Source organism: Sphingomonas sp. SORGH_AS_0879 (assembly GCF_030819175.1).
Lineage (GTDB): Bacteria > Pseudomonadota > Alphaproteobacteria > Sphingomonadales > Sphingomonadaceae > Sphingomonas.
Genome location: NZ_JAUTBJ010000002.1, coordinates 862,697 through 886,387, shown reverse-complemented (window position 1 = coordinate 886,387; position 23,691 = coordinate 862,697). Strand labels below are relative to the sequence as shown.

At 66.4% G+C, this 23,691-nt stretch carries 22 protein-coding genes; 7 read left to right on the top strand and 15 right to left on the bottom strand.

Annotation, left to right across the window (positions count from 1 at the left end; genetic code table 11):
• Nucleotides 1-80: 80 nt before the first annotated feature.
• The 9 genes from odhB to phhA form a co-directional block, all read right to left on the bottom strand.
• Entirely contained in the window at nt 81-1,313 is a 1,233-nt protein-coding gene (gene odhB, locus QE379_RS04910) for a 2-oxoglutarate dehydrogenase complex dihydrolipoyllysine-residue succinyltransferase (protein ID WP_306998403.1), read from the bottom strand.
• A gap of 112 nt (nt 1,314-1,425) precedes the next feature.
• Nucleotides 1,426-4,404 (bottom strand): 2-oxoglutarate dehydrogenase E1 component, encoded by a 2,979-nt coding sequence (locus tag QE379_RS04905; protein WP_306998401.1) that lies wholly within the window; start codon nt 4,402-4,404, stop codon nt 1,426-1,428.
• 130 nt (nt 4,405-4,534) lie between these two features.
• On the bottom strand, nt 4,535-5,419 hold the full coding sequence (sucD, locus tag QE379_RS04900) for a succinate--CoA ligase subunit alpha (protein ID WP_042484035.1): 885 nt from the start codon (nt 5,417-5,419) through the stop codon (nt 4,535-4,537).
• Between the two features lie 56 nt (nt 5,420-5,475).
• Entirely contained in the window at nt 5,476-5,772 is a 297-nt protein-coding gene (locus QE379_RS04895) for a GIY-YIG nuclease family protein (protein ID WP_306998398.1), read from the bottom strand.
• Nucleotides 5,773-5,826: 54 nt separating this feature from the next.
• Complete coding sequence (mdh, locus tag QE379_RS04890) at nt 5,827-6,789, bottom strand: malate dehydrogenase (RefSeq protein ID WP_219020808.1); 963 nt, start codon at nt 6,787-6,789, stop codon at nt 5,827-5,829.
• Between the two features lie 121 nt (nt 6,790-6,910).
• On the bottom strand, nt 6,911-8,035 hold the full coding sequence (gene zapE, locus QE379_RS04885) for a cell division protein ZapE (RefSeq protein ID WP_306998396.1): 1,125 nt from the start codon (nt 8,033-8,035) through the stop codon (nt 6,911-6,913).
• A gap of 296 nt (nt 8,036-8,331) precedes the next feature.
• A complete protein-coding gene (locus QE379_RS04880; protein WP_306998394.1) occupies nt 8,332-9,111 on the bottom strand; it encodes a succinate dehydrogenase iron-sulfur subunit in 780 nt (259 codons plus the stop codon).
• A gap of 109 nt (nt 9,112-9,220) precedes the next feature.
• A complete protein-coding gene (locus tag QE379_RS04875; protein ID WP_306998392.1) occupies nt 9,221-9,796 on the bottom strand; it encodes a ClpP family protease in 576 nt (191 codons plus the stop codon).
• A 97-nt stretch (nt 9,797-9,893) separates the two neighbouring features.
• The gene (gene phhA / locus QE379_RS04870; protein ID WP_306998390.1) at nt 9,894-10,805 is read right to left on the bottom strand and encodes a phenylalanine 4-monooxygenase; all 912 of its coding nucleotides are present in this window, start codon (nt 10,803-10,805) and stop codon (nt 9,894-9,896) included.
• A gap of 14 nt (nt 10,806-10,819) precedes the next feature.
• Between phhA and QE379_RS04865 the strand changes: the two genes are divergently transcribed.
• Complete coding sequence (locus QE379_RS04865) at nt 10,820-11,515, top strand: TIGR02117 family protein (RefSeq protein WP_306998388.1); 696 nt, start codon at nt 10,820-10,822, stop codon at nt 11,513-11,515.
• The gene (locus QE379_RS04860) at nt 11,506-12,228 is read left to right on the top strand and encodes a triacylglycerol lipase (RefSeq protein WP_306998386.1); all 723 of its coding nucleotides are present in this window, start codon (nt 11,506-11,508) and stop codon (nt 12,226-12,228) included. Before QE379_RS04865 ends, QE379_RS04860 begins: the two co-directional genes overlap by 10 nt.
• Here the strand turns inward: QE379_RS04860 and QE379_RS04855 are convergent.
• Both QE379_RS04855 and QE379_RS04850 read right to left on the bottom strand, forming a co-directional pair.
• Nucleotides 12,207-12,497, bottom strand: a complete 291-nt coding sequence (locus QE379_RS04855; RefSeq protein WP_306998384.1) for a hypothetical protein — start codon at nt 12,495-12,497, stop codon at nt 12,207-12,209. The genes QE379_RS04860 and QE379_RS04855 overlap by 22 nt on opposite strands.
• Nucleotides 12,498-12,511: 14 nt before the next feature.
• Complete coding sequence (locus QE379_RS04850) at nt 12,512-13,510, bottom strand: glycerophosphodiester phosphodiesterase (RefSeq protein ID WP_307003087.1); 999 nt, start codon at nt 13,508-13,510, stop codon at nt 12,512-12,514.
• A 113-nt stretch (nt 13,511-13,623) separates the two neighbouring features.
• Here QE379_RS04850 and QE379_RS04845 point away from each other — a divergent pair, with 113 nt between their 5' ends.
• From QE379_RS04845 to QE379_RS04825, 5 genes are read left to right on the top strand one after another with little or no spacing between them, the layout of a single operon-like run.
• Nucleotides 13,624-14,160: a 2Fe-2S iron-sulfur cluster-binding protein gene (locus QE379_RS04845; RefSeq protein WP_306998382.1), complete on the top strand. Its 537-nt coding sequence runs from the start codon at nt 13,624-13,626 to the stop codon at nt 14,158-14,160.
• Nucleotides 14,157-15,140 (top strand): xanthine dehydrogenase family protein subunit M, encoded by a 984-nt coding sequence (locus QE379_RS04840; protein ID WP_306998380.1) that lies wholly within the window; start codon nt 14,157-14,159, stop codon nt 15,138-15,140. Before QE379_RS04845 ends, QE379_RS04840 begins: the two co-directional genes overlap by 4 nt.
• A 4-nt stretch (nt 15,141-15,144) precedes the next feature.
• Nucleotides 15,145-17,382, top strand: coding sequence for a xanthine dehydrogenase family protein molybdopterin-binding subunit (locus tag QE379_RS04835; RefSeq protein WP_306998378.1), 2,238 nt, complete (start codon nt 15,145-15,147; stop codon nt 17,380-17,382).
• Nucleotides 17,382-18,305: an XdhC family protein gene (locus QE379_RS04830; protein WP_306998376.1), complete on the top strand. Its 924-nt coding sequence runs from the start codon at nt 17,382-17,384 to the stop codon at nt 18,303-18,305. Before QE379_RS04835 ends, QE379_RS04830 begins: the two co-directional genes overlap by 1 nt.
• Nucleotides 18,292-18,915: a nucleotidyltransferase family protein gene (locus QE379_RS04825; RefSeq protein WP_306998375.1), complete on the top strand. Its 624-nt coding sequence runs from the start codon at nt 18,292-18,294 to the stop codon at nt 18,913-18,915. Before QE379_RS04830 ends, QE379_RS04825 begins: the two co-directional genes overlap by 14 nt.
• Here QE379_RS04825 and QE379_RS04820 read toward each other — a convergent pair.
• The 4 genes from QE379_RS04820 to QE379_RS04805 are packed head-to-tail and all read right to left on the bottom strand — an operon-like array spanning nt 18,884 to nt 23,670.
• Nucleotides 18,884-20,089 (bottom strand): ABC transporter permease, encoded by a 1,206-nt coding sequence (locus QE379_RS04820; RefSeq protein ID WP_306998373.1) that lies wholly within the window; start codon nt 20,087-20,089, stop codon nt 18,884-18,886. The two genes, QE379_RS04825 and QE379_RS04820, sit on opposite strands and share 32 nt — an antisense overlap.
• Nucleotides 20,089-20,835, bottom strand: coding sequence for an ABC transporter ATP-binding protein (locus QE379_RS04815; protein WP_306998371.1), 747 nt, complete (start codon nt 20,833-20,835; stop codon nt 20,089-20,091). The genes QE379_RS04820 and QE379_RS04815 overlap by 1 nt, the downstream gene beginning before the upstream one ends.
• On the bottom strand, nt 20,825-22,198 hold the full coding sequence (locus tag QE379_RS04810) for an efflux RND transporter periplasmic adaptor subunit (RefSeq protein WP_306998369.1): 1,374 nt from the start codon (nt 22,196-22,198) through the stop codon (nt 20,825-20,827). Before QE379_RS04810 ends, QE379_RS04815 begins: the two co-directional genes overlap by 11 nt.
• Nucleotides 22,198-23,670 (bottom strand): efflux transporter outer membrane subunit, encoded by a 1,473-nt coding sequence (locus QE379_RS04805; RefSeq protein WP_306998367.1) that lies wholly within the window; start codon nt 23,668-23,670, stop codon nt 22,198-22,200. The genes QE379_RS04810 and QE379_RS04805 overlap by 1 nt, the downstream gene beginning before the upstream one ends.
• Nucleotides 23,671-23,691 lie beyond the last annotated feature (21 nt).

Genomic DNA, 23,691 nt, shown 5'->3' with positions numbered 1-23,691 from the left:
CCAGCCTGCGGGCATGCCCGCCTTCAAACAGTAGGAACGGACCCCCGCGATTGCGAGGGTCCGTATGGATCACGAAACGATCAGAGGTCGATCAGGATGCGGGTCGGATCCTGGATCGCGTTCTTCAGCGCGACGAGGAAGGTCACCGCCTCGCGACCGTCGATGATGCGGTGGTCGTAGGACAGCGCCAGGTACATCATCGGGCGGATGACGATCTGGCCGTCGACGACGACCGGACGCTCCTCGATACGGTGGAGGCCCAGCACCGCCGACTGGGGCGGGTTGATGATCGGGGTCGACATCAGCGAGCCGAACACGCCGCCGTTCGAGATGGTGAAGGTGCCGCCCTTCATCTCGTCCATCTTGAGCGTGCCGTCCTTGGCGCGCTTGCCGAAATCGCCGATCGTCTTCTCGATGCCCGCGACCGTCAGGTCCTGTGCATCGCGGATGACCGGCACGACCAGGCCGTTCGGGGCCGAGACGGCGACCGAGATGTCGGCATAATCATGATAGACGATCTCATCGCCCTCGATCGAAGCGTTGACCGACGGAATGTCCTTCAGCGCCATGGTCGCGGCCTTCACGAAGAAGCCCATGAAGCCCAGGCGGACGCCGTGCTTCTTTTCGAACAGGTCCTTATACTTGGCGCGTGCCTCGATCACCGCGGTCATGTCGACGTCGTTGAACGTCGTCAGCATCGCGGCGGTGTTCTGCGCTTCCTTCAGGCGCTTGGCGATCGTCTGACGCAGGCGCGTCATCTTCACGCGCTCTTCCTTGCGCGCCGAACCGGCGGGGGCAGCGGCCGGAGCAGCGGCGGCCGGAGCCGGTGCGCTCGACTTGTTGGCGGCGGCGGCGGCGACATCTTCCTTGGTGATGCGGCCGTCCTTGCCGGTGCCCTTGATCGTCGCGGGGTCGAGGCCGTGCTCGAGCACCGCACGACGCACCGACGGCGAAAGCGCGGCGGGCGAGTCGCTCGACTCGTCAGCGGCAGGCGCAGCGGCGGGAGCCGGAGTGGCAGCAGCCGGGGCTGCGGTCACGGCCGGGGTCGCCGCTTCGGTCTTGGCCGGAGCCGAGCCACCGGCCTCGACGGTCGCCAGCAGCGCGCCGACCTGCACCGTGTCGCCGACCTTGACGGCATGCTCACCCATGACACCCGCCACCGGCGAGGGCACTTCGACCGAGACCTTGTCGGTCTCCAGGCTCGCGATCGGCTCGTCGACCGCCACCACGTCACCCGGCTGCTTCAGCCATTCGCCCAGCGTCGCTTCGGAGATCGATTCGCCCAGTACCGGGACCAGAACTTCAGTCGCCATTTCCATTTCCTCCGCCCGGTCCATAGACCGGGGCTCTTACGCGGGCGGGCAAAGCGCCCGCGCCAGATTTCATCCCTCCCCGGCTCGGTCACGAACCGGGGAACTCGGTAAGTCAGTCCACAGCCGCCGTGGTCGGCTTGGCGGTGGTGTTGCTGCCCTCGGCGCGCGTCCGGCGGATTTCCTCACGGACATTATGGCCCAGCGCATCGGCGACCAGCGCACCCTGCTCGGCGGTGTGGCGCTTCATCAGGCCGGTGGCGGGCGACGCCGCCGCCGTGCGACCCGCATAACGGGCGCGCTTCACCGAAGCCCCGGCCTCGGCCAGCGCCTCCTCGATCAGCGGCTCGACGAAGAACCAGTAGCCGTTGTTCTTCGGCTCTTCCTGCGCCCAGACCACGTCCTGCAGGTTCGGCATCCGCGCGATCCGCTTGGCCAGCGCGTCGCTGGGGAACGGATAGAGCTGCTCGACCCGCACGATCTGGGTCGTGGTGTCGCCCGCCGCGTCGCGCGCCTCGATCAGGTCATAGGCGACCTTGCCGGTGCACAGGACCAGCCGCGTCGTCGCTTCGTCGGCGGCACCGTTGGTATCCGACAACAGACGACGGAAGTGGCTCTCGCCCTGGAAGTCCTCGGCGTTGGACACCGCCAGCTTGTGGCGCAGCAGCGACTTGGGCGTGAAGACGATCAGGGGCTTGCGGAAATTGCGGTGCATCTGGCGGCGCAACAGGTGGAAATAGTTGGCCGGGGTGGTGCAGTTCGCAACCTGGATATTGTCGTTGGCGCAGGACTGGAGGAAGCGCTCGGGACGCGCGGAGGAGTGCTCCGGCCCCTGCCCTTCATAGCCATGCGGCAGCAGCATCACGAGGCCGTTGGCGCGAAGCCACTTGGACTCGCCGCTCGTGATGAACTGGTCGATCATGATCTGCGCGCCGTTGACGAAGTCGCCGAACTGCGCCTCCCACAGCACCAGCGTCTTCGGATCGGCCAGCGCATAGCCATATTCGAAGCCCAGCACGCCATATTCCGACAGCGGGCTGTCCAGCACCTCGAAGCTGCCATGCTCGACGGTCTTCAGCGGCACATATTTGTGCTCGTCGGTCTGGTCGACCCAGACCGCGTGACGCTGCGAGAAGGTGCCGCGACCCGAATCCTGGCCGGACAGACGCACGCCATAGCCTTCCGACAGCAGCGAGCCGAAGGCCAAGGCCTCGCCGGTCGCCCAGTCGAAATTCTCGCCGGTCGTGAACATCTGACGCTTGGCGTCGAGCACGCGGTTCAGCGTCTTGTGAACCTGCAAGCCTTCGGGGATCGTGGTCAGCGTCCGGCCGATCGCGTCGAACAGCTTCTTGTCGAGGCCGGTCTCCACATTGCGGCGGCCCTGATCGCTTTCCTTGGGCGCGGACAGGCCCGACCAGCGACCGGCGAACCAGTCGGCCTTGTTGGGCTTGTAGCTCGCGCCCGCTTCGAACTCGCCTTCGCAGCGGGTGGTGTATTGCTTGATATTCTCGTCGACCCAGGCCTGATCGACCACGCCCTCGGACACGAGGCGCTTCGAGTAGATTTCGCTGACACCGGGGTGCGAGCGGATCTTGTTGTACATCAGCGGCTGGGTGAAGCCCGGCTCGTCGCCCTCGTTGTGACCGAAGCGACGATAGCACCACATGTCGATCACGATGTCGCGATGGAACTTCTGGCGGAACTCGATCGCCATCTTGGTGGCGAAGGTCACCGCCTCGGGATCGTCGCCATTGACGTGGAAAACGGGCGCCTGGACGCCCTTGGCCACGTCGGACGGATAGGGCGAGGAGCGCGCGAATTGCGGGCTGGTGGTGAAGCCCACCTGGTTGTTGATGATGAAGTGGATGCAGCCGCCGGTGTTATAGCCGCGAATCCCTGAGAAGCCGAGGCATTCCCAGACGATGCCCTGACCCGCAAACGCCGCATCGCCATGGATCAGCACCGGCACCGAGGCCGAGTGATCGGTCAGGTCGTCGGCGATCGTCTGGATCGCGCGGGTCTTGCCCAGCACGACCGGGTTCACCGCCTCGAGGTGCGAGGGGTTGGCGACCAGCGACATATGGACCTTGTGGCCGTCGAACTCACGGTCGGTCGAGGTGCCGAGGTGATACTTCACGTCGCCCGAACCGCCGATATCATCGGGGTTGGCCGAACCACCGGCGAATTCGTGGAAGATCACGCGCAACGGCTTGGCCATGACATTGGCCAGCACGTTCAGGCGGCCGCGATGCGCCATGCCGAACACGATCTCGCGCACGCCCATCTGGCCGCCATATTTGATGACCGATTCGAGCGCGGGGATCATCGACTCGCCGCCGTCCAGGCCGAAGCGCTTGGTGCCGACATATTTCTTGCCGAGGAATTTTTCCCACTGCTCGGCCTCGATGACCTTGTTCAGGATCGCCTTCTTGCCATCGACGGTGAAGTCGATCGCCTTGTCCTGACCTTCCATCCGGTCCTGGAGGAAGCGGCGTTCCTCCACGTCCGCGATGTGCATATATTCGAGGCCGATATTGCCGCAGTAATTCTTGCGCAGCGTGTCGACCAGCTCGCGAACGGTCGCCCATTCGAAGCCCATCGTGCCGCCGAGGTAGACCTTGCGGTCGATATCGGCGTCGGTGAAGCCGTGATATTCGGTCTTCAGATCTTCCGGCAGCTCGCGCAGGCCCGACAGGCCCAGCGGGTCGAGATTCGCCGCAAGGTGGCCGCGCACGCGATAGGTGCGAATCAGCAGCTGGGCGCGGATCGCGTCACCCGCCGCCTTGACGATGTCGGCAGTCGAGGGGGCCGCGGCGGCGGCTGCCGGAGCGGGCTTCCCACCCTTGGCGGGCTTGGGGGCCGGTTCCATCTGGGTCGGGTCGAGACCCGCCGTCAGATCGTCGGTCGAGGTCAGCGGCCAGCGCTTGTTCTGCCAGCTGGGGGCGCCCACGCCCTGCTCCAGACCCTCGAAGAAGGTCCGCCAGCCCGCATCGACCGACGACTGGTCGGCCTGATACTTGGCGTAGAGCGTTTCGATGAAGGCGGGGCTGACGCCCGCCGCGATGTCGCTGAATTCCTGGCCTTCGTAGCCCATGAGACGCTTCCTCGACCGCCCGTCTTCTTCATGATCGCCACCCCGGCACATCCGCCTGGGGTCCGCAGCCGCGAGCGGCCCGCCTGCCGCCACGGACCCCGGCGGTTGTGCCGGGGTGACGCGATACGCCTTACTTGTTCAGCACCGACAACAGGGTCGAGCCGAGCTCCGACGGGCTGGCCGCGACCTTGATCCCGGCCGCTTCCATCGCCGCGATCTTGTCCTCGGCGCCGCCCTGGCCGCCCGACACGATCGCGCCGGCATGGCCCATGCGACGGCCCGGAGGAGCCGTACGGCCCGCGATGAAGCCCGCCATCGGCTTCGAGCGGCCGCGCTTGGCCTCGTCGCGGAGGAACTGCGCGGCTTCTTCTTCCGCCGAGCCACCGATTTCGCCGATCATGATGATCGACTGGGTTTCGTCGTCGGCCAGGAACAGCTCCAGCACGTCGATGAAGTTGGTGCCGTTGACGGGATCGCCGCCGATACCGACCGCGGTCGTCTGACCCAGGCCAGCGTTCGAGGTCTGGAACACCGCTTCATAGGTCAGGGTTCCCGAGCGCGACACGACGCCGACCGAGCCCTTCTTGAAGATCGAACCCGGCATGATGCCGATCTTGCACTCGCCCGGCGTCAGCACGCCCGGGCAGTTCGGGCCGATCAGGCGCGACTTGGAACCCGACAAGGCGCGCTTGACCTTGACCATGTCGAGGACCGGAATGCCCTCGGTGATCGCGACGATCAGCGGAATCTCCGCGTCGATCGCTTCCAGGATCGAGTCGGCCGCGAAGGGCGGCGGCACGTAGATGACCGACGCGTCCGCGCCCGTCTTCGACTTGGCTTCGGCGACGGTGTTGAAGACCGGCAGGCCGATATGCTCGGTGCCGCCCTTGCCCGGCGTCACGCCGCCGACCATCTGCGTGCCGTACGCCAGCGCCTGCTGGGTGTGGAACGTGCCGGTTTCACCCGTCATGCCCTGGGTGATGACCTTGGTGTTCTTGTTGACGAGGATGCTCATCTAACTTCTCTTCCTCTTGTTCCCCGGCGAAGGCCGGGGCCCAGTTGGGGAAACGATCATGGCAGTGCGATCCGGTCGTAAAGATCATCCCAGTCGGGATTGAGCCCTTCGATTTCCCGCAGCTTCCAGGCCCGCTTCCATTCTTTCATCCGCAGCTCGCGCTGCCGTGCTGATTCGATGCTCTCATGCGCCTCGAACCAGACGAGGCGATGACAGCGATGTTTTCGCGTGAACCCATCAACCACCCCTTCGCGATGCTGAAGCACGCGCTGGGCCAGGTTGCTGGTCACACCGAGATAGATCGTCCCGTTGCGATCGCTGGCCATGATATAGACATAGCCCGGTCGCTCCATCTCGAATACCTCCCCAACTGGGCCCCGGCCTCCGCCGGGGCACAATCAAGGGGATTACGCCAGCGACCCGTCGATGCCCTTGCAGGCGACGAGCAGTTCCTTGACCGCGTCGACCGACACCTGAAGATTGGCCTTCGCCTCGTCCGACAGCTTGACCTCGACGACCTTCTCGACGCCACCGGCGCCGATCACGACGGGCACGCCGACATAGAGGTTGTCGATGCCATATTCACCCGACAGGTGCGCGGCGGCCGGCAGGATGCGCTTCTGGTCGTAGAGATACGCCTCGGCCATCGCGATGCCGCTGGTGGCGGGCGCATAGTAAGCCGAGCCGGTCTTGAGCAGGGCGACGATCTCGCCGCCGCCGCCACGGGTGCGCTTGATGATTTCGTCGACCTTTTCCTTGGTAGAGAAGCCCATTTCGATCAGGTCGCTGACCGGAATGCCGCTGACGGTCGAATATTCCAGGACCGGGACCATCGTGTCGCCGTGGCCGCCGAGCACGAAGGTGTTCACGTCCTTCACCGACACGCCGAATTCCTCGGCGAGGAAGTGCGAGAAGCGCGCCGAGTCGAGCACGCCCGCCATGCCGACGACCTTGTTCGCCGGCAGACCCGAGAATTCGCGCAGCGCCCAGACCATCGCGTCGAGCGGGTTGGTGATGCAGATCACGAAGGCGTCGGGCGCGTTGGCGGCGATACCCTCGCCGACCGCCTTCATCACCTTCAGGTTGATGCCGAGCAGGTCGTCACGGCTCATGCCGGGCTTGCGCGCGACACCGGCGGTGACGATGATCACATCGGCGCCCGCGATATCGGCGTAATCGTTGGAGCCCTTGATATTCGCGTCGAAGCCTTCGACCGGGCCGCACTGAGACAGGTCGAGCGCCTTGCCCTGGGGCACGCCCTCGACGACGTCGAACAGGACGATATCGCCCAGCCCCTTGAGCGCGGCGAGGTGCGCCAGCGTACCGCCGATGTTACCGGCGCCGATCAGCGCGATCTTCTTGCGAGCCATTCCAATCCTACTCCGTAGTGGACGTGCGTGATTGGTCACGCGGCCTACGCCCATATCGGCGTGGGGGCAACCGTTAATCCACAGAGTTTAAGATTTTAAACGATAATGGTTCGCAAGTGCATTAAGGCGTCGTCGGCCCTTCGTCCGAGCCATGGCCTTGCGCCAGATAGTCTTCGGAGCGCATCTCTTCCAGGCGGCTGATCGTGCGTTCGAACTCGAACCGACCATCGCCGGTTTCATAGAGTTCGCCAGGCTGCGCGTCCGCTGCGGCGAGCAGCTTGACCTTATGCTCGTAGAGCGCGTCGATAAGCTGGACGAAGCGCGCCGCCTCGTTGCGATTCTCCGGCCCCAGCTTGGGGATGCCGACCAGGATGACGGTGTGGAAACGCCGCGCGACCGCCAGATAGTCGGCCGCTCCCCGCGCCTCGCCGCACAGCCGCTTGAACGAGAAGACCGCCACGCCCTTCAGCGCCTTGGGCACATGCAGCACCCGGCCGCCGACCTTCATATCCTCGGACGGCACATGCGCGGCATCCTCGACCGGATAGTCGGTCAGGCGGAAGAACGCCGCCGACAGCGTCATCGTCGCCTTGGGTCCATTGGGCACCAGCCAGGTGTCGAGCCGCCCCAGCCGGTCGCGACGGTAATCGGTCGGGCCGTTCAGCGCCAGCACGTCCAGCCGCGCCTCGATCAGCGCGATGAAGGGCAGGAAATGCTCGCGGTTCAGCCCGTTCTTGTAGAGGTCCCTGGGCGGGCGGTTGGAGGTGGTGACGATGGTCACCCCCGCCTCGATCAGCGCGGTGAACAGCCGCGACAGGATCATCGCGTCGGGGCTGTTGGTCACCATCATCTCGTCGAAGGCCAGCAGCCGCACTTCCTCGGCCAGCGCGGCGGCGACGGGGGCGATCGGGTCGCCCGCCTGCTTGGCGCGCTCGGTGGCGATGCGGGCGTGAACCTCCAGCATGAACTCGGCGAAATGGACGCGGCGCTTGGCCTCGACCGCGACATGGTCGAAGAACAGGTCCATCAGCATCGACTTGCCGCGCCCGACATCCCCCCAGAGATAGACGCCCTTGGGCGCGGGCGCGGCCTTGCCGGTCAGGCGGGCGAGAAAGCCGGTCTTTCGCGGGGTTTCGAGTTCTGTCGCCAGTTGCTCGAGGCGCGCGGCGGCGGCGGCCTGTTCGGGATCGGGGCGAAGCTCTTCGGCGGCGACCAGGCGGTGATAGGCGTTCAGGATATCGGGCATGTTGGAGGCGATGTCTGCCCTGCCCTGTCCGACGTCAACCCCATTCCTCCCCTGCAAGGGGAGGTGGCAGCCCGTAGGGCTGACGGAGGGGTGTCACCGCTTCGTTGGGGATACCGCCCCTCCACCATCGCTGGCGCGATGGTCCCCCTCCCCAAGCACAGCTTGGGGAGGAATAAGAAAAGGGGGCCGTTTCCGACCCCCTTCTTCAAATCGTCATCCCAGCGAAGGCTGGGATCTTTGGCCGCCGTCCCTCCATCAAGAGAGGCCCCAGCCTGCGCTGGGGCGACGGAGGGGGATCAGATGATCCGCTCGGCTTCCATCTTCTTGATCTCGGCGATCGCCTTGGCCGGGTTCAGCCCCTTGGGGCAGACATTCGCGCAGTTCATGATCGTGTGGCAGCGATACAGGCGGAAGGGGTCTTCCAGTTCGTCCAGACGCTCGCCGGTCATCTCGTCGCGGCTGTCGGCCAGCCAGCGATAGGCCTGGAGCAGGATCGCCGGTCCCAGGAACTTGTCGCTGTTCCACCAATAGCTGGGGCACGAGGTCGAGCAGCAGGCGCACAGGATGCACTCGTACAGACCGTCCAGCTTCGCGCGGTCGTCCGGCGACTGGAGCCGCTCCTTGCCCGAGGGGGCGGGCGACACGGTCTGGAGCCATGGCTTGATCGAGGCATATTGCGCGTAGAAATGGGTGAAGTCGGGGACCAGATCCTTGACCACATCCATGTGCGGCAAGGGCGTGATCTGAACCGTGCCCTTCACATCCTCGATCGCGGTGGTGCAGGCCAGGCCGTTGCGCCCGTCGATATTCATCGCGCACGATCCGCAAATGCCCTCGCGGCACGAACGGCGGAAGGTCAGCGAACTGTCCTGCTCGGCCTTCATCTTGATGAGCGCGTCGAGCACCATCGGGCCGCACTCGTCCAGATCGACCTCGAACGTGTCGTAGCGCGGATTCTGGCCCGAATCGGGGTCGTAGCGATAGACCTTGAACTTCTTGATGCGGCCCGAGGTGGTCGGCTTATGCGTTTCGCCCTTCTTGATGACGCTGTTCTTCGGCAGGGCAAATTCGGCCATGGTCACAAACCCGCTGGATGGGCCGACAGGCATGTCGGCAAAGGATCGCCCCCGCCGATACATGACAGGGGCGCTTGTCGCAAATGTCTTGACCGATTTAGGCGCTGCCTCAGATCACATCAAGCACGAGGCCCAGATCGCGTGCCTCCTCGGCGTCGATATACCAGTTGCTGCGCGCCTTTTCCTGGAGCGTCTCGAAGGTCACCTTCGACCCGTTGACGATGGCGCGGAAGCCTTCCTCCTGGATCAGCACCGACTGCTCGATCTCGTGCAGCTTGGCCTTGAGCACGACCGGCAGATTGGTCAGCGGGCCGGACAGGTCGATCGAGCCCGACATCTGGCGTTCGTGGAGCATCAACCGGGTGCCGCGCGTCAGGAAGCGATACTCGACCGGAAAGGCCGACATGAAGGTCGCCCCCGCCGAATAGACGGCGACCTTGCCCAGGAACAGCGTCTCGCGGCCGCTATGATCGCGCAGCAGGCGGATCGAGTCGCCCATCGCCCGCGCCATCTCCGGGTCGCCGCCCAATGTGGTGATTGACACCACCAGCGGGCCCTCCGATGGCGCGGCGGCGAGCTGGTCCTTGAAACCGGCGTACATCACCTCGTCCACCGTACCGTAAAGCTGGATATGGGGCTGGGCGAGCAGCGGGTAATTCACTGCGTTGTTGGGTTGGTCATGCATGATGCGCGAACCGGGAGTGCGGCATAAGGTTCCGTCATCCCGCCATCCCGCTCCCGTCATCCCAGCGAAGGCTGGGATCTCCGGCCACCCGCATTCCCTATCGAGAAAGGCCCCAGCCTTCGCTGGGGCGACGGGGTTGGGACGCGGCCTTCGCTCGGGCATAAGCCTGAGTCCCGTGGGTCAGTACCGCGTCGCCATCCACGATCTCCGCCACGGGAATATCGGGCATCCCCCTGATCGCGTCGTAAAGCGGCGCGAAGTCCGTCTCCAGCGTCGTCCGCAGCAATTCCTCGTAACTCGGAATCACGAAATAATTCTGCTGGAAGTCGTCGATCCGATACTCTGTCCGCATTACCCGAGCGAGGTCGAAGCCGATGCGGTTGGGGCTGGGATCCTCCAGCGCGAAGCGGCTTTCCGAATAGCTCGACACGATCCCCGCGCCGTAAATCCGCAAGTCGCCCCCCTCACGCACCAGCCCGAACTCGACCGTATACCAATAGAGCCGCCCGAGATATTTGAGCGCATCCATCCCCAGCGCCCGCTGCCCGCCCCGGCCATAGGCGGCGAGGTAATCGGCGAAGACCGGATCGGCGAGCATCGGCACATGGCCGAACACGTCGTGGAAGACGTCCGGCTCCTGGAGATAATCGAGCTGATCCGGCCGCCGGATGAAATTGCCCGCGACGAAGCGGCGATTGGCCATATGGTCGAAGAACACATCGTCCGGCACCAGCCCCGGCACCGCGACCACCTGCCACCCGGTCAGTTTCATCAGCCGGTCGGACAGTTCCTCGAAATCGGGAATGCCCGGCCGCGACAGCTTGAGAACGTTCAGCCCGCGCAGATACGCTTCCGACGCGCGGCCCGGCAGCAATTGGGATTGGCGCGCGAACAGCGTATCCCAGGTCGCATGTTCCTCCGCGGTGTAATGCTCCCACCCTTGCGGGATGGTCCAGTCGGCTCCGGCGCCTTCGGGCGGGGCGGCGAGAACATGGGTATCCTGTGCCATAAGCGGAGCCTATCATGATGATGGTGACAAATGAAACCATATCGTGGCGACGGCTGGGGCGCGTCGCAAGGGGCGTCGCGGTCGCGATCGGCGCGGTGGTGTTTGTCTATGTCGCGGCGGGGCTGGCGCTGGGTGCGATCCCGCGCAAGACCGTCGCGCAGCCCGCCGCCGGTCCCGATGCCGTCACCATCTTCGTCGAGGCGAGCGCGATCCACACCGCGATCATCGTGCCCAAACAGGCGGCGGGCATGGACTGGCGCGACTGGGCGAAACCACAGGACTTGCGCGACCCGCGCTATGCGGGCTTTCCCTATCTGGCGATCGGCTGGGGCGAGGCGGGTTTCTTTCGCGAGACGCCGCACTGGCGCGACGTCAGGCCGGGCACGATCCTGCGCGCTGCGCTGGGCAGCGACCGGACGCTGATCCATGTCGATCATCTGCCGCTCCCCCGCGCGAACGGCGACGATGTGCGGATGATCCGCCTGTCCCCGGTGGCCTATCGCCATATGGTCGCTTTCATCCAATCGCGTTGGCGACGCGGCGGGCGGCATTATCCCGGCTATGACGTATATGACGCCTTTTACGAGGCGAACGGGCGGTACAGCGTCGCCCATACCTGTAACAACTGGACCGGCGACGCGCTGGCGGCGGCGGGGGTGCGGATGGGGTGGTGGACGCCCTTCCCCGTGACGGTGATGACATGGCTGTGATCCCACCGCCGTCGAAAGCGCTCTGGGCCGCGGAACTGCCCCGCGCGCTGTGGATGGGCGCGACCTGGTGGCGCCACCGGGCAGACCTGGCCTCCGCGCCGCGTGGCGATGGACGGACGGTGATGATATTGCCCGGCCTGTCCAACAGCGATGCGTCCAACATCGTGTTGCGCCGCTATCTGACCGCCAAGGGATACCGCGTCCATGGCTGGGGGCTGGGCCGCAACCGTGGCGTGCGCAGCGTGGGGCCACAGGCCGAGCAATTGATCGCGCGGGTCGAGTCGCTGGCGGGGCAAGGGCCGGTCACGCTGATCGGCATCAGCCTGGGCGGGATCATGGCACGGATGGTGGCGCAGGCCCGGCCCGATCTGGTCGCGGGCGTCATCACCATTTCCTCGCCCTATGCCGGGCCACCCCGCGCCACCAATGTCTGGCGCGTGTTCGAGCGGCTGACCGGCGAGTCGGTGGACGATCCCACCGTCATTGCCCGATCGGCAGCGATCGCGGGCCCGCTCCCCTGCCCCGCCGCCGCGATCTGGAGCCGAAGCGACGGGCTGGTGTCCGGCCTCATCTGCCGCGACGACTCGGTCCCGGCGATCGAGGTCCGATCCAGCCATTTATGGGTTCAGCACCGGCCGCAGGTGCTGACGGCGGTGGCGACCATCCTGGCCGGATGGCCGCCCGTCAGCGATCAGTCATTGGCGGCGCGATAGCCGTCATAGCCTTGCTGGCCCTGGCACTGTTCCGGGTGCTTGCGGCATTGCTTCTCATAGTCGCGCCGCTCGCGCCCCTCCTGCGCTTCCTTCTTGCGCATCTTGCGGCCGTAGTTGCGATCGGCCTCGTCCTGGCTGGTCGTCGTCCAGTCTACCACCTGCCCCGCCGCCTGGAACGGTGCCTTCACCACGCTGGCGACCGTCTTCACACAGCCTCCAAGGCCAAGCGGCAGGGTCAGGGCGGCGAGTTTCAGGACGAGGTTACGCATGGATACAGGGTCTTTCAGCGGGTACGCACGACGGCGTTGCGCGTTTCTACCCCGATTTGCGGGAAATCGGTGAAGAATCCGTCGATACCCTGGCCCAGCGCGGCGCGGATTTCGCCCGCGACATCGCCCTGCGCCTTGGGATCGCTGCCCCGGCGAAAGGCGGGACGCACGAACTGATTCTCCGCACGATAGGTCCAGGGATGGACGCGCAGACCCGCCGCATGGGCGTCCGTCACCAGCCTCGTCGGTGCATCGCCGTTCCACAGCATCGCCTTGTCCGGCCCGATGCCCCAGGCATAGGTCGCGACCTTTTTTTGCCCCTCCGGCGTCATCATCGCGGCATAGCTGGGCGCGGCCTTGTCCGCCGGGCCATCCTCGGCGGCGACGAGCTGGATGAGGCGGATGCCGGTCATCGTCTTCAGATGCCGGAGATTGTTCACCTCGAACGACTGGATGAAGACCGGCGCCTCCGCCGTGGTCCAGCCCGCCTTGGTCAGCGCGGCGACCAGCGGCGCATCGGTGCCCTTGCCGATCGAGGCGAAATAGGTCGGGTGCTTGGTTTCGGGATAGATGGCGATGATGCGCCCCGTCTCCGTCGACCGCTGCTTGGCGAGCGCGATGATCTCCTCCAGCGTCGGGATCGAGAACCGCCCGTCATAGGCGGTCGAGCGAAGCTGGGGCAGGCGTTCGCGGGCACGCAGCGTCTTCAATTCGGCCAGCGTGAAGTCCTCGGTGAACCAGCCGGTTTCGCTCTGGCCGTCGATCGTCTTGGTCGTCTTGCGGTCCGCGAATTCGGGATGGGCGGCGACGTCGGTGGTGCCCGAAATCTCGTTTTCATGCCGGGCGACCAGATGGCCGTCGCTGGTCGGCACCAGATCGGGCTCGATCACATCGGCCCCCTCACGGATCGCCAGGTCATAGGCGGCCAGCGTGTGTTCGGGACGCTCCCCGCTCGCCCCGCGATGCGCGATGACGATGGGGGGCGACAGCGGTTTGGACAGGTCGGCGGACATGGCCTCACCCTGCCCGACGAGCAGCGCAACGGCAATGAGAGTGGTTCGCAACGGGAAACGCAAGTGATTCATGACGTTTGTTCATCCGACAGTAATCCCAAGGGGATGCCCCGATGCATTTCACAATCAATGGTCAATCGCATGACATCGAGGTCGATGTCCGCACCTCGCTGCTCGATCTGTGTCGCGAACATCTGGGGCTGACCGGCTCCAAAAAGGGGTGCGATCATGGACAGTGCGGCGCGTGCACCATGCTGGTCAACGGGCGGCGGGTGAATAGCTGCCTGACGCTGGCGGTGATGCATCAGGATGACGAGATCACGACGATCGAGGGGTTGGGCCAGCCGGGAAACCTTCACCCCTTGCAGGACGCGTTCGTCCGGCATGACGGATTCCAGTGCGGTTATTGCACGCCGGGGCAGATCTGCTCGGCGGTGGGCATGCTGGCCGAAATGGCGAAGGGCTGGCCCAGCCATGTCACCGAAGACCTTGGCCATGCCGAGCTGACCGAGGCGGAAATATCCGAGCGGATGAGCGGCAATCTGTGCCGCTGTGCCGCCTATCCCAACATCGTCGACGCGATCCGCGAAGTGGCGGGGCAAGGCGACCACAATCCCAATGAGGATGTGGGCCGGGAGATCGCGGCATGAAACCGTTCGACTATGCCCGCGCCGACTCGCTCGCCACCGCCACCCGCGACGGCGCGGTGCCGGGCGCGCGATTCATCGCGGGCGGCACCAACCTGCTCGACCTGATGAAATTGCAGGTCGAGACGCCCGACACGCTGGTCGATATCAGCCGCCTGGATCTTGGGGAGATCGAGGCGCGCGAGGATGGCGGCTTGACCATCGGCGCGCTGGTGCCCAATAGCGACCTCGCTGCGGATGCTCGCGTGATCCAGCGTTATCCGGTGCTGTCGCGCGCGCTGCTGGCGGGGGCTTCGGGGCAGTTGCGCAACAAGGCGTCGACCGGCGGCAATCTGCTCCAGCGGACCCGCTGCTATTATTTCTACGACCCCGCCACCCCCTGTAACAAGCGCGATCCGGGAAGCGGCTGTTCGGCGATCGGGGGTGAGAACCGCATCCTCGCGATTCTCGGCACCTCGGACCAGTGCATCGCGACGCACCCCAGCGACATGGCCGTCGCGATGCGCGCGCTGGACGCGGTCATCGTCACCCGGAAGCCGGACGGCGACCGCCGCCGGATCGCGATCGGCGAATTCTATCGCCTGCCGGGCGCCACGCCGGAGATCGAGAACGTCCTGGAGCGCGGCGAACTCATCACCCATGTCGAACTGCCGCCCGCGCCCAGGGGCAGGCAGACCTATCGCAAGGTCCGCGACCGCGCCTCCTACGCCTTTGCGCTCGTGTCGATTGCCGGAATCGTCGCGGTCGAGGATGGCCGGATCGCCTCGGCCCGACTGGCATTTGGCGGGCTCGGCCCCATGCCGTGGCGGAATGAGGCGGTGGAGCAGGCGCTGGTCGGGCAGGCCCCCAGCGACACGGCGTTCAACGCCGCCGCCAATGCGCTGCTGGCCGACGCAAAACGCTATGGCTCGAACGACTTCAAGATTCCGCTGACGCGCCGCACGCTGATCGCGACGCTCCGCGAACTGACTCAGGAGGGCTGATCCCATGTTCGGATTCGGCAAGGACGACACGAACACGCTGACCATGAATCAGCCGCACCCCGACAGCCTGCTCGACACCGGCGTGCAGGGGGTGATTTCCAAACCGCTCGACCGGGTGGACGGCCCGAAAAAGGTGACGGGCACCGCCACCTATGCCGCCGAATATGCCATCGAGAATATCGCGCACGGCGTGCTGGTCGGCGCGAATTTCGGCCATGGCAAGATCAAGGCGATCCACGCCGACGCGGTCAAGGCGATCCCCGGCGTGATCGACGTCATCACCGATTATGACAGCTTCATCCGCAACTCGCAGCAGGGCGGCGAGACAGAAGCCCCGACGCAAGGCGTGCGCACCGTCGACTATTTCGGCGAGATCGTCGCGATCGTCGTTGCCGAGAGTTTCGAGGTCGCGCGCGACGCCGCCAAGCGGCTCAAGGTCGAATACGAACCCCTTGAAGGCATCTTCGACTATGAGGCGAACAAGGCCGAGGCCGAGCCAGCCCCCGATGGCCTTATCAAGGGCCATTACGACCAGGGCGATTTCGACCAGGCGTTCGAGGGCGCGGCGGTGAAGGTCGACGTCACCTACACCACCCCCAGCCAGAACTCCGCCGCGATGGAGCCCCATGCCTCGATCGCGGTGTGGGAAGACGGCGCGCTGACCCTGTACGGCGCATACCAGATGCCGACCTCGGATGCGCAGCAACTGGCCAAGGCGCTGGGGGTATCGTCGTCCAAGGTGCGGATCATTGCGCGCTATATCGGCGGTGGCTTCGGGGCCAAGCTGGGTATCGCGCCGGAGAGCGTCGCCGCCGCCATCGCGGCCAAGCGACTGAACCGCCCGGTCAAGGCGGTGATGCTGCGCCAGCAGGTGTTCGACGCCACGGTCCGCCGCTCCAACACCGAACAGCGGATGCGGCTGGGCGCCGAAGCGGGCGGCCGGATCGTCGCGCTGGGCCACGAGTCGATCACCTCGAACCTCCCGGACGAGGACTTCTTCGAGCCTGTCGGGATCGGCACCCACTTTCTCTATGGCGGCGAGAATCGGCGGATCAACCATGACGTGGTCCGGTTGAACTGGACGCTGTCGGGCTCGATGCGCGCGCCGGGCGAGGCGGTCGGCATGGTCGGCATGGAATGCGCGATGGACGAACTGGCCGAGGCGATCGGCATGGACCCAATCGACCTTCGCAAGGTCAATGATCCGCAGCAGGACCCGGAACTCAACGTCCCCTATTCGTCGCGCAACCTGACCCGTTCGCTGGAGGAAGGCGCGAAGCATTTCGGCTGGGACAAGCGCCAGGGTCCGGGCCAGCGGCGCGAGGGCGACTGGCTGATCGGCATGGGCGTCGCCGCCGCCTGCCGTTCCAACCAGTTGCAGCAGTCCGCCGCCAAGGTCGAACTCCATCCCGACGGCAGCGCGACCGTCTCCTCCGCGATGACCGATATCGGCACGGGCAGCTATACGATCATGGCGCAGATCGCCGCCGAAATCCTGGGCCTGCCGGTCGAGAAGGTGACGATGGCGCTGGGCGACACCAACGATCCCCCCGCCGCCGGCTCGGGCGGATCCTGGGGCGCGGCCTCGGCGGGTTCGGCGGTGTATCTGGCGGCCGAGCGGGTGCGTGAGAAGCTGGCCAAGGCGATGGGCGTGAAAGCCGAAGACCTGACGCTGAAGGACGGCATGGCGATCGGCGACAATCGTTCGGTGCCCCTGACCGAACTGGTCGGCGAGGACGGCCTGTCCGCGATCGGCGAGATCAAGCCGGGCGCGCAGGAGAAGCAGTTCAACCAGGCCAGCTACGGCGCGCATTTCGCCGAGGTCGGCGTCAATGTCGTCACCGGCGAGGTGCGCGTGCGGCGGATGCTGGGCGTGTTCGCGGCGGGGCGGGTACTCAATGCCAAGACCGCGCGCTCGCAATGCCTGGGCGGCATGACCTTCGGCATCGGCACCGCGCTGACCGAGGAACTGATCCACGATCCGCGCACCGGCAAGCTGGTCAACCATGACCTTGCCGAATATCATGTCCCGGTGAACGCCGACGTACCCCAGCAGGAAGTCCATTTCCTCGACGAGCGGGACATCCACGCCAACCCGATCCACGCCAAGGGGATCGGCGAACTGGGCATCTCCGGCGCGGCCCCGGCGGTGGTCAACGCGATCTACAACGCCACCGGCATCCGGGTGCGGGATATGCCGGTGACGCTCGACAAGCTTCTCGATCATCTCCCGGCGCTTTGATGAGCGAGAATGACAGCGTCCTCGCCGCCGCCCGCGAATGGCGGGGCGAGCCGATGGCGATCGCGACGGTGGTGTCGACCTGGGGCTCGGCCCCACGTCCGCGTGGCAGCCATATGCTGGTCCATGCCGATGGCCGGTTCGAGGGGTCGGTGTCGGGCGGTTGCGTCGAGAACGACATCCTCCACACCGCCGCCGAGGTGATCGCCGGTGCCCCCGCGCAGGTGAAGCGCTACGGCGTCGCGGATGCATCCGCCTGGAAAGTCGGACTGCCCTGCGGCGGCGAGATCGCGGTGATGGTGCAGCCGGTCTCGGCCCAGGGCTTCGACCCGGAGTTGTTCGACCGGATCGCCGAGGCGCGCAAGAATGGCCGGTCGCTCACCGTCATCACCGACCTTGCGACCGGCCATTCGGACTTGCGCCCGATCGAGACGGGGGAGGTGTTCGCCAATCGCTACGACCCGCCGCGCCGGTTGCTGATCGTCGGCGCGGTGCAGATCGCGCAGAGCCTGGCGCAACTGGCGCAAACGCTGGGCATCGCCACCACCGTCATCGATCCGCGCGCCCGCTTCCTGACCGAGGAGCGCTTCCCCGGCGTCACGCTCGACGATCGCTGGCCGGACGAGGCGGTGGCCGCCTATGCCCCCGGCCCCGCCACCGCCGTCGTGACGCTCAGCCATGACATCAAGATCGACGACCCGGCGCTCATCGCCGCGCTCTCGCATGACACCGCCTATGTCGGCGCTTTGGGCAGTCGGCGCAGCCATGCGGCGCGGCGGGAGCGTCTGGCGGCGATGGGCGTTTCCCTGTCAGCGATCGACCGGATCGATGGCCCTGTCGGCCTGGACATCGGTGCGATCGGCCCGTCCGAGATCGCCCTGTCGATCGCGGCGGCGATGATAGGAGCCTTTCATGATCGACGCTGAGGATGTGGTGCTGGTCCTGCTCGCGGCGGGGCAGTCGAGCCGCTTCGGGATGGCAAACAAGCTGGAGGCCGAGTTCCTCGGCAAGCCGGTCGGTTTCCACGTCACCACCGCGTTGGAAAGCATAGCCTTTGCCGACCGCATTGTCGTGACCGACGGATGCCAGCTCGACTTCGCGTCGCGCGGCTATCGCGTGATCCACAATGACGATGTCGGCGAGGGCATGTCGCATTCGCTGCACCTGGGCGTGCGCGAGGCGATGAAGACCGATCCCAAGGCGATCCTGATCGCGCTGGCCGACATGCCGCGCGTGACCGCCGCGCATATCTATCGGTTGTTCGACGCCTTTGAGGGCCCCGACGCCGTCGTGGTGTCGAGCAATGGCGAACACCCCACTCCGCCCGGCGTGTTCGGGTCGGGCCGGTTCGAGGCCCTGCTGCAGCTGAAGGGTGATGAGGGTGGACGCAAGCTGGTCGCAGGCGGACGGCATGTCGTGACCGCCCCCGCCGAACTGATCGACATCGACACGCCCGAGGATCTGGAACGGCTGCGTCAGCTGGTCCATGCGCCGGAGCGCACCATCACTCGTGCCGAAGCGCATCGATCGGATTGAGCGCCGCCGCCCGCCGCGCCGGGAAATAACCGAACACCACCCCGATCACCGCCGAGATGGCGAAGGCGATGACGTTGATCTGCAGGTCGAAGGTCCAGGGGACCTGCATCACCGGCACCAGCAGCGCGATGATCGCCTGCGCCAGGATCAGCCCGATGATCCCGCCCAGGCAGGACAGCACCACCGCCTCGACCAGGAACTGCATCAGCACTTCGCGCGCCACCGCGCCGATCGCCAGACGGATGCCGATCTCGCGCGTCCGCTCGGTGACGGACACCAGCATGATGTTCATGATGCCGATCCCGCCCACCACCAGGCTGATCGCCGCCACCGCCGCGACGATCCGGGTCAGCATCGTCGTCGTGCTGGTCAGCGTGTCGCTGATCTGTTTGGTGTCGAAGATGTTGAAGTCGTCTTCCTTGCCGCCGGTGATGTTGCGCCGCTCACGCAGAAGGTCGGTGAGCGAGGCCTGGACCGCGCTGGTCTGATAGGCCTGGTCGACGCCGACCAGCATCAGGCGGATGTCGCGGCTGCCGGTGAAGCGGCGCTGCACCGCCTTGATCGGCATGAGGACGACATCGTCCTGATCGCCAAAGCCCCCCTGCCCGCGCGTAGTCAGCACACCGACCACGTCGCAACTGATCGCGCCGATGCGGAAGCGCTTGCCGACCGCGTCGGTGCTGGGGAACAGGTTCTTGCGGACGGTATTGCCGATGATGCACACCGCCTTGCCCGACGCTTCCTCCGCCGGGGTCCAGAGCCGCCCCGATGCCAGCGGCCAAGGCTGGACGGTGAAATAGGCGAGCGTCGTGCCCGTCACCGTGGTCGACCAGTTGGCACCCTCATAGATGGCGGTCGCGGTGGTCTGCGCCTGCGGGGCGACCGCCGTCACGCCCGCGATCTGGTCGGCGATGGCCGAGACGTCCTCGGGCTTGAAGTCGGGCGGGCGCGGGCCGCCGCCGCCACGCCCAAAGCCCTGGCCGGGGCGCACCTGGAGGATGTTGGTGCCCAGCGACGATATGGACTGCTGAACCGCCGCCGTCGTCGCCTTGCCCAACGTCACCATGGTCACGACCGCGCCGACGCCGATGATGATGCCCAGAGTCGTCAGGAACGAGCGCAGCACATGCCGCCTGATCGAGCGGATCGCGAGGATGAGCGTGGTGCCGAACATCAGTGCCCATCCCTGTCGAACGGGGCCATGTCCGGCACGACGCCCGGCCGGTGCTGCGCTTCGATCCGATCGACCAGCCCGTCCTTGAAGTGGATGACGGTGCGCGCGAACGCCGCCATGTCGGGCTCATGCGTGACCATCAACACGGTGATGCCGCTGTCCCGGTTCAGCCCGGTGAGCAATTCCATGATCTCCACCGAGCGTTCGGAATCGAGATTGCCGGTCGGCTCGTCGGCGAGCAGCACGTCGGGGCTGGTCACGATGGCGCGCGCGATCGCCACGCGCTGCTGCTGCCCGCCCGACAGTTCGGCGGGGGTATGGTCCCACCATTTGTCGAGCCCGACCTTCTCCAGCGCCGCCATGCCCAGCTCGCGCCGCGTCTTCTTGTCCTCGCCGCGATAGAGCAAAGGCAGTTCGACATTCTCCAGCGCGGTGGTGCGCGACAGGAGGTTGAACCCCTGGAACACGAAGCCCAGATAGCGCCGCCGCAGCATCGCGCGCTGGTCGCGGTCCAGCGTCTCGACGGCATGGCCACGGAACAGGAAATTGCCCCCGCTCGGCACATCGAGACAGCCCAGGATGTTCATCGTCGTCGACTTGCCCGACCCCGAAGGGCCCATCACCGCAACGAAGTCACCGGCGGCGATGTCCAGATCGACACCTTTCAGCGCCTGAAACTGGGTGGCACCGCTGCCATAGGTCTTGGTGACGCCGCGCAGGCTGATCAGGGGGAGGTCAGCGGCCACCGCCGCCCCCGCCGCCCTGACGGCGCTGCCCACCGCCGGCGGGTGCACTCTGCCCCGCCGCGAGCTGTCCGGTGATGACCTGCATACCGGGCTTGAGGCCGCCCGACAGAACCTCGGTCGTCGATCCGTTGGTGTCGCCGGTAACGATCTGCACCGCCTGCGGCTTGCCGTCATTCCCCCGCACATAGACGGTCTGGGTCGCCCCGCGCTGCACCGTCGCGGTCCGCGCCGCCCGGTCGCGACGAGGGCGGAAGGTCAGCGAACCGGCAATGCCGCCGCCCCCCTGCCCCGCGCCGTCCGAAGGCTGGAAGCGAAGCGCGGCGTTGGGGATCAGCATGACGCCCCGCTTGTCGGACGTCACGATATCGGCGGTCGCGGTCATGCCGGGACGCAATTGCAGATCGGGGTTCGCCACGGTCAGGTCGGCGGCGTAGCTGACCACCTGCCCCGTGGTCGAGGTGCTGCTCGCGGTCGATGAGGTCGAAGAGGTCGCCGCGCTGACCGTCAGGTTCGACCCCAGATCGACGCGGGTGATCGTCGCGGGGAAGGTCCGCCCCGGAAAGGCATCGACGGTGAAATTCGCCTTTTGCCCCACCTTCACCTCGCCGACATCGGCCTCGTCGATCGCGACCTCCAGCTTCATCTGGGTCAGGTCTTCGGCGATGACGAACAGGGTCGGCGTGTTGAACGACGCCGCGACCGTCTGGCCCGGATCGACCTGGCGTGCGAGCACGACGCCCGACACCGGCGAGCGGATGATCGCGCGCTGGCGCTGGGTCTGCGACTGGGCGAGCTGCGCTCGGGCGGCGGCGACATTGGCCTCCGCGACGCGGAGCGCGGCGACCGCACGCTGCGCATCGGCGCGCCCCGTCTGCAATTCGGTGGCCGAGGGGACGCGGCCGTTGGACAGTTTATAGACCTGTTCCAGCCGCGCGAGTTGCGCCTGCGCCTCGGCCACGGTCGCACGCGCCTGCGCCACCTGGGCCTGGTTCGCGGCCAGTGTCGCCTGGCCCGCACGGATCTGGTCGTCAATCTGTTCGGGGTCGATCAGTGCCAGCGCCTCGCCCGCCTTCACCCGGTCGTTCACATCGACCACCACCCTGGTGACCAGCCCCGAAAGCTGCGAGCCGACCGTCACCTGGGTCGTGGGGGCCAGCTTGCCGGTCGCCGAGACGGTGACGGTCAGGTTTCCGCGCGTCACCGGCGCGGTCGCATAGCCCGCCTCGTTCGATCCGCCGAAACAGTTTTTCAGCAGGAGCGCGAGCAGCACCACGCCAACGATCACCACGCCCCATTGCACCCATTTGCGCCAGCGCGGCTGTGGCTTCACGCCCAGGAAATCGTCGAGAGTCTGGTCGGCCATCAGCGGGTGTCCGGGGTTGTCGCGCGCGATGGCGCTTCAGGAATATGGGTGTCGTCCCATCCGCCGCCCAGCGCGGCGAACAGCGCGACCTGCGCGGTGGCGGCGTCGGAGCGAGCCTGTACCAGCCCGTTCTGCGCGCTGAGCAGCGCGGCCTCCTGTTGCGACAGGGTGGTGAAATCGGTCAGGCCCGAGCGATACTGGCTGCGCGCCAGCACCGCCGAGTTGCGCGCGGCGTCAAGCTGGATGGCGAATTGCCGTTCCCGCTCGCGCGCGGTGTTGAGCGCGACGATGGCGTTCTCGACGTCCTCCAGCGCGAGCAGGACGGTGCCCTGATAGGCGGCATAGCTCTGATCGGCGAGCGCCTGCGCGTTCCTGACCTGCGAACGCAGACGACCACCGTTGAAGATCGCCTGGGTCAGCCCGGCGAACAGGCTGCCGGTGATCGCATCGCCCAGCGAGCCCAGGCTGGTCGCCGCCGTGTTGATATTCCCCGATATGGCAAGTGCCGGATAAAGCGCCGCCTGCGCCACGCCGATCCGCGCGGTGGCCGCGGCCAGATTGCGTTCGGCGGCGCGGACATCGGGGCGACGCCGCAGCACGTCCGCCGGGATGCCGACGCCGATCACCGCCGGGCCGTTGGGGATGGGCCGCACCGCCTCCAGCCGGGTCTTGAGCGCGCCCGGCGCCTGTGCGGTCAGCACGCCCAGCCGCGAGACGGCGGCATTATATTGCTGTTCGATCGACGGGATGGTCGCGGCGGTCTGCGCCCGCTGGCCGCGCGCCTGTTCGGCGTCGAGCGAGGAGACAAGGCCCGCCTGCACGCGGAAACCGGCGATCTCCAGATTGTCGTCCTGGAGCGCCAGGCTGGACCGCGCATTGGCAAGCTGTGCCTGATAGGCGCGCGCCAGCATGTAATTGCGCGCCAATTCGCTCTCGACGGTCAGCAGCGTCGCGGCATAGCTGAACCCCGCGCCCTCATAGGTCGCACGGGTCGCCTCGACGGTACGGCGGACCTCGCCGAACAGGCCGAGCTGATAGCTGGCCGACAGACCCACGGTGAAGCTGTTGCTGCCGCCCCCGCCGGTATCGACCACGGTGCCGTCGGGCAAAGTGAAGCTGCGCCCGCCGCCCGCCAGATTCTCGTTCCGCTGATATCCGGTCGAACCCGAGACGGTGGGCAGCAGCGAGGCGCGGCTCTGGATCAGGCTTTCGCGCGCCTGTCGCAGCCGGGCGACGGCCTGCACCACATCGGTATTGGCGACCACCGCCTGCTCGACCAGTTCGGCGAGCAGCGGATCGTCGAACGACCGCCACCAGCGGGTCAGGTCCTGCGCCTGCGCATTGGCGGCGGGCACCGACCAATTGGCGGGCACCCCCAGCTCTTGGGGAGCGGCGGGACGGTAATCGGGGCCGACCGTACAGCCGGACAAGGCGGCTGTGGCCAGGAGAAGGACGCGGGCGCGAGGCTTCATGGGCGCGAACCTGCCCCGCCC